Origin of the sequence: Pantoea sp. ME81 (assembly GCF_903970985.1) — a bacterium.
GTDB classification, from domain to species: domain Bacteria; phylum Pseudomonadota; class Gammaproteobacteria; order Enterobacterales; family Enterobacteriaceae; genus Pantoea; species Pantoea communis.
In genome coordinates, this window is the sequence record NZ_CAJCKS010000265.1 from 1 (window position 1) to 4,821 (window position 4,821).

The 4,821-nt window shown below is 55.0% G+C and carries 4 protein-coding genes and 1 pseudogene; all 5 read left to right on the top strand.

The annotated features are described in order from the left end of the window. Positions 1-91 precede the first annotated feature (91 nt). Positions 92-907, top strand: a complete 816-nt coding sequence (gene thiK / locus H7A81_RS25775) for a thiamine kinase (RefSeq protein ID WP_182059163.1) — start codon at positions 92-94, stop codon at positions 905-907. Between the two features lie 15 nt (positions 908-922). Beyond that, positions 923-1,966, top strand: a complete 1,044-nt coding sequence (gene nagZ, locus H7A81_RS25780; protein WP_182059162.1) for a beta-N-acetylhexosaminidase — start codon at positions 923-925, stop codon at positions 1,964-1,966. 39 nt (positions 1,967-2,005) lie between these two features. Then, positions 2,006-2,548 (top strand): alpha/beta hydrolase YcfP, encoded by a 543-nt coding sequence (gene ycfP, locus H7A81_RS25785; RefSeq protein ID WP_034822066.1) that lies wholly within the window; start codon positions 2,006-2,008, stop codon positions 2,546-2,548. 212 nt (positions 2,549-2,760) lie between these two features. After that, the gene (locus H7A81_RS25790) at positions 2,761-4,065 is read left to right on the top strand and encodes an NAD(P)/FAD-dependent oxidoreductase (protein WP_034822063.1); all 1,305 of its coding nucleotides are present in this window, start codon (positions 2,761-2,763) and stop codon (positions 4,063-4,065) included. A gap of 295 nt (positions 4,066-4,360) precedes the next feature. Then, positions 4,361-4,687 (top strand): annotated as a pseudogene (locus H7A81_RS25795) (glycine zipper 2TM domain-containing protein); the annotation flags it as partial. Positions 4,688-4,821: the final 134 nt, after the last annotated feature.

The window sequence follows — 4,821 nt, forward strand, 5'->3', positions numbered from 1 at the left end:
CAAGAAGATGACGGCATACGGGACTTCTGAATGTGACTGGAGTTCAGACGTGTCCTCTTCCGACCTGAAATTATCTGGTCAGGCAATGGTATTGCTCAACCCTGATCCCATACTGCAACAACGGATTCAGCAACAATGGCCGACGGCGCAAGCTGCCGGTCATTTTTTCGCGCTGCCGGGATTGAGTGGCAACAGTGTGCGGGTGAAAACCGAGCAGGGTGAGCTGCTGGCGCGTCGTGCGCCGCAGCAACCGCTCCCGTTTGTTGATCGCCAACGCGAATATCGGATATTACGCAAAATGCGTGCTGCGCAACTCGGGCCGACACCGCTGGATTGGTACCATCCCTGGCTTTTACAGAGCTGGTTGCCCGGTGATGTGTTGACGCCTGCGCAGTTCAATCAACAGCACGACGCGGTGCTTGCCTTACTGCATCGTTTACATCAGCAGCCGCTGATGGGCTATCGCCTGCGCCTGACGCCGCTATTGCAACATTACTGGCAGCTTTGTCAGCAACGCCACTGGCGCTGGCAGCACGTTCTACAGCGCTTACTCAACCAGGGTGAACCCCGGCCGTTGCGCCTCGTACCGATTCATATGGATGTTCACGCCGGCAATGTGATTGCCACGCCAGATGGATTGCGTCTCATCGACTGGGAATATGCTGCTGATGGCGATGTGGCGCTGGAACTCGCGGCATTGTGTGCGGTCGATGGAGAACACCAAAGCGACTGGACTGCCGGATACGCGCAGCGCAGCCAGCTTGATGAAGCGACATTGAAGCGGCATATGCGGCGCTGGCAGCCGTGGCTGCATCTGCTGATGGCGAGCTGGTATCAGCTGCGTGCTGAACAGAGCGGTGACCCTCATTTGCAACAGCTGGCGCAGGCCAGCTGGCAGGATCTCTAACTCAGGATTGTAACCATGACCATGAATACCCCCGGCCCATTAATGCTGGATGTTGAAAGCTACGAACTCGACGCCGAAGAGCGCGAGATTCTGAAGCATCCGCTGGTGGGCGGACTGATTCTGTTTGCCCGCAACTTTCACGATGTGGATCAGCTGGCGGAACTGGTACGCCAGATTCGCGCTGCTTCGCGTAATCGTTTAGTGGTCGCCGTGGATCAGGAAGGCGGACGGGTGCAGCGCTTCCGTGAAGGCTTTACCAAACTCCCCGCGATGCAATCTTTTGCCGCCTTGCACAATATCGCCACCGCGGGTGAAGTCGCCCAGCAGGCGGGCTGGCAGATGGCAGCGGAAATGATCGCGATGGATATCGACATCAGCTTTGCGCCAGTGCTGGATATTGGCCACATCAGCGCGGCGATTGGCGACCGTTCCTTCCATGAAGATCCCGCGATTGCATTGCAAATTGCTCGCCGTTTTATCAACGGCATGCACGAAGCCGGCATGAAAACCACTGGCAAGCATTTCCCCGGTCACGGTGCGGTGAGTGCTGATTCCCACAAAGAGACCCCGCGCGATCCGCGCGATGCCGCCACGCTGCGCCAGCATGACATGGCCATCTTCAAACAGTTAATTGACGAGCAGCTGCTGGATGCGGTGATGCCCGCGCACGTTATCTATACTGAGGTGGATCCATTACCCGCCAGCGGTTCGCCTTACTGGCTGCAAACGGTGTTGCGCAAAGAGTTGGGCTTCAACGGTGTCATTTTCTCCGACGATCTGTCAATGGAAGGAGCTGCGGTAATGGGCAGTTATGCTGAGCGCGCACAGCAGTCGCTCAATGCGGGCTGCGACATGATCCTGGTGTGCAATCAGCGTGCCGGAGCGGTGAGTGTGCTGGATAACTTGACGCCGATCCAGGCGGAGCGTGTCACGCAGTTATACCATCAGGGACGTTACACTCGAGAATCACTGCAATCCAGTGAACGCTGGAAGCAGAATCATCATCAGCTGAGCGCATTACAGGAGCGCTGGCTGGAGCATAAAGCGTCGGGCAGATAAGCGTTGCTGCCCGGATTTCATTCCACGCTGAGGATAATCATGATCATCTATCTGCACGGTTTTGATTCCAACAGTCCGGGCAACCACGAAAAAGTGCTGCAACTGCAGTTTATTGACCCGGACGTCAGACTCATCAGTTACAGCACGCAACACCCCAAACATGACATGCAGTTTCTGCTGAAAGAGTGCGATAAATTGCAGCAGCAGGGCGGTGACGCGTATCCCTTGATTTGCGGGGTGGGGCTGGGTGGTTACTGGGCCGAACGTATCGGTTTTCTCTGCGGTATGCGTCAGGTGATTTTCAATCCCAACCTATTCCCGTATGAGAACATGGAAGGCAAGATTGATCGTCCGGAAGAGTATCTGGATATCGCCACCAAGTGCGTCAGTGATTTTCGTGAAAAGAATCGCGATCGCTGCCTGACCATTTTGTCCCGCCATGACGAGGCGCTGGATAATCAGCGCACGGCCGCACAACTGCACCCTTTCTATGAAATCGTGTGGGATGAACAGGCCAGCCATAAATTCAAGAACATCTCGCCGCATTTACATCGCATTAAGGCCTTTAAATCCCTTGCCTGAGCCTCCGCGCGCCGTGTGATGCGGCGCACAAAACGTTTAACATTCTGATAATGCGCTTGAAAGATTGATGTACATCAATTTTCTTATGATATGTCGTTAGCGCCGTGATATTCTGCCCTCAGCTCGCGATTTAACGTCGCCAACCCTATGTTTATTAAGGTTTTTAGTAACCATTAATTAACTATTGGTTTACAACTTTGAGGGGGTCTTTGTTGACTACATCTATGGAAAAAATCGTCATTATTGGCGGTGGTGCGGGCGGCTTAGAGCTGGCAACGCAGCTCGGTCACAAGCTGGGCAGGAACAAGAAAGCCGAGATTATTCTCGTCGATCGCAACCACAGCCATCTGTGGAAGCCATTGTTGCATGAAGTGGCAACCGGTTCGATGGACGAAGGGATCGATGCCCTGAGCTATCTGGCGCACGCGCGTAATCACGGTTTTCAGTTCCAGCTGGGTTCGCTGACGCAAATCAACCGGGAAAACAAAACCATTGAGCTGGCGGAAATCCGCGATGCTAACGGTGAATTACTGGTACCGCAGCGCGAGATGGCTTATGACCGTCTGGTGATGGCGCTGGGCAGTACTTCCAATGACTTTGGCACTCCGGGTGTGAAAGATCACTGCATCTTCCTCGATAACCCGCATCAGGCTCGTCGTTTCCACAACGAGATGCTTAACCTGTTCCTGCGCTTCTCCGCCAGTGAAGGTAGCCTGGAAAAAGTGAACATTGCGATTGTCGGCGGCGGTGCCACCGGCGTTGAGCTGTCAGCAGAACTCTATAATGCCGTGAAGCAGCTACACAGCTATGGCTACAAAGGCCTTGATAGCTCTGCACTGAACGTGACGCTGGTGGAAGCCGGTGAGCGTATTCTGCCAGCATTGCCACCGCGCATTTCTGCTGCGGCACATCAGGAACTGACCAAGCTCGGCGTGCGCGTCCTGACGCAAACCATGGTGACCAGCGCGACAGAAGAGGGGCTCAATACCAAAGGCGGCGAATTTATTAATGCTGACCTGATGGTGTGGGCTGCCGGTATTAAAGCGCCGGACTTTATGAAAGAGATTGGCGGGCTGGAAACCAACCGCATCAATCAGTTGGTGGTGAAAGACACGCTGCAAACCACGCTGGATGATGACATCTACGCGATTGGTGACTGCGCCTCCTGCGCACTGCCGGGCGGCGGTTTTGTGCCACCGCGCGCGCAGTCTGCACACCAGATGGCGTCACGCGCGCTGGAAAATATTCTGGCGCAACGCAAAGGCAAACCGCTCAAAGCCTACGTCTATAAAGATCACGGTTCTCTGGTATCACTGTCGCGCTTCACCACCGTGGGTAGCCTGATGGGTAACCTGATGCGCGGCTCGATGATGGTCGAAGGGCGCATTGCGCGATTCGTCTACATTTCTCTATATCGCATGCACCAGATTGCGCTCCATGGATACTTCAAAACCGGCCTGATGATGCTGGTCGGTAGCCTGAACCGCGTGCTGCGTCCTCGCCTCAAGTTGCACTAATGTTTTCGGGCGGTCCTCTGCCGCCCGATGCCGCTCTGCCTGCCGTAACCCGCTGAAAAACGACAATTCAGTTTAAGGTTACGGCGGTATTTCAGCCTCTCTCAGAACTCTCCGAAAAACTGGCCCTGAAGGCTTTCCGCTGCGTTTCCTCCATTAATCTGATGTTGCAATTACGGACCATCTGTAAAACTTATATCCACAAACACGGCGCGGCGCGCACGCCGGTTATGCCTCGGCTACACAGGATTTCGTAGCGGCAGGAATGCGCGGTAACAACATTCAGGAGGACATTCCTGTGAATAAATCAATGTTAGCGGGTATCGGTATCGGCGTGGCAGCAGCGTTAGGGGTTGCCGCAGTCGCCAGCATGGATGTCTTTGATCGCGGCCCGCAGTATGCACAAGTTCTCTCGGCTACGCCGATCAAAGAGAGCATTAAACAACCGCGACAGGAGTGTCGCAACGTGACGTTAACGCATCGTCGTCCGGTACAGGATGAGAACCGCATCGCCGGTTCGGTACTGGGTGCAGTGGCGGGCGGCGTGCTCGGTCACCAGTTTGGTGGCGGTCGTGGGCGCGATGTCGCAACGGTAGCGGGCGGAGTCGGAGGAGCCCGAGGGGGGGAGGTGGAGACGTCTCTTGTGTGTATCTGGTGGAGTTCGGTACGATTATAAATAGAACGTTCTACATGCGAGGGCTCGTGTACGAAGCTGACTATGGTACAAAGAATCGACTGAGGGAGTGCAGGTACGCACTG

Excerpts from the sequence above, each read along its gene's own strand:
- nagZ (WP_182059162.1), top strand. The coding sequence starts at position 923 with ATGACCATGAATACCCCCGGCCCATTAATGCTGGATGTTGAAAGCTAC.
- ycfP (WP_034822066.1), top strand. The coding sequence starts at position 2,006 with ATGATCATCTATCTGCACGGTTTTGATTCCAACAGTCCGGGCAACCAC.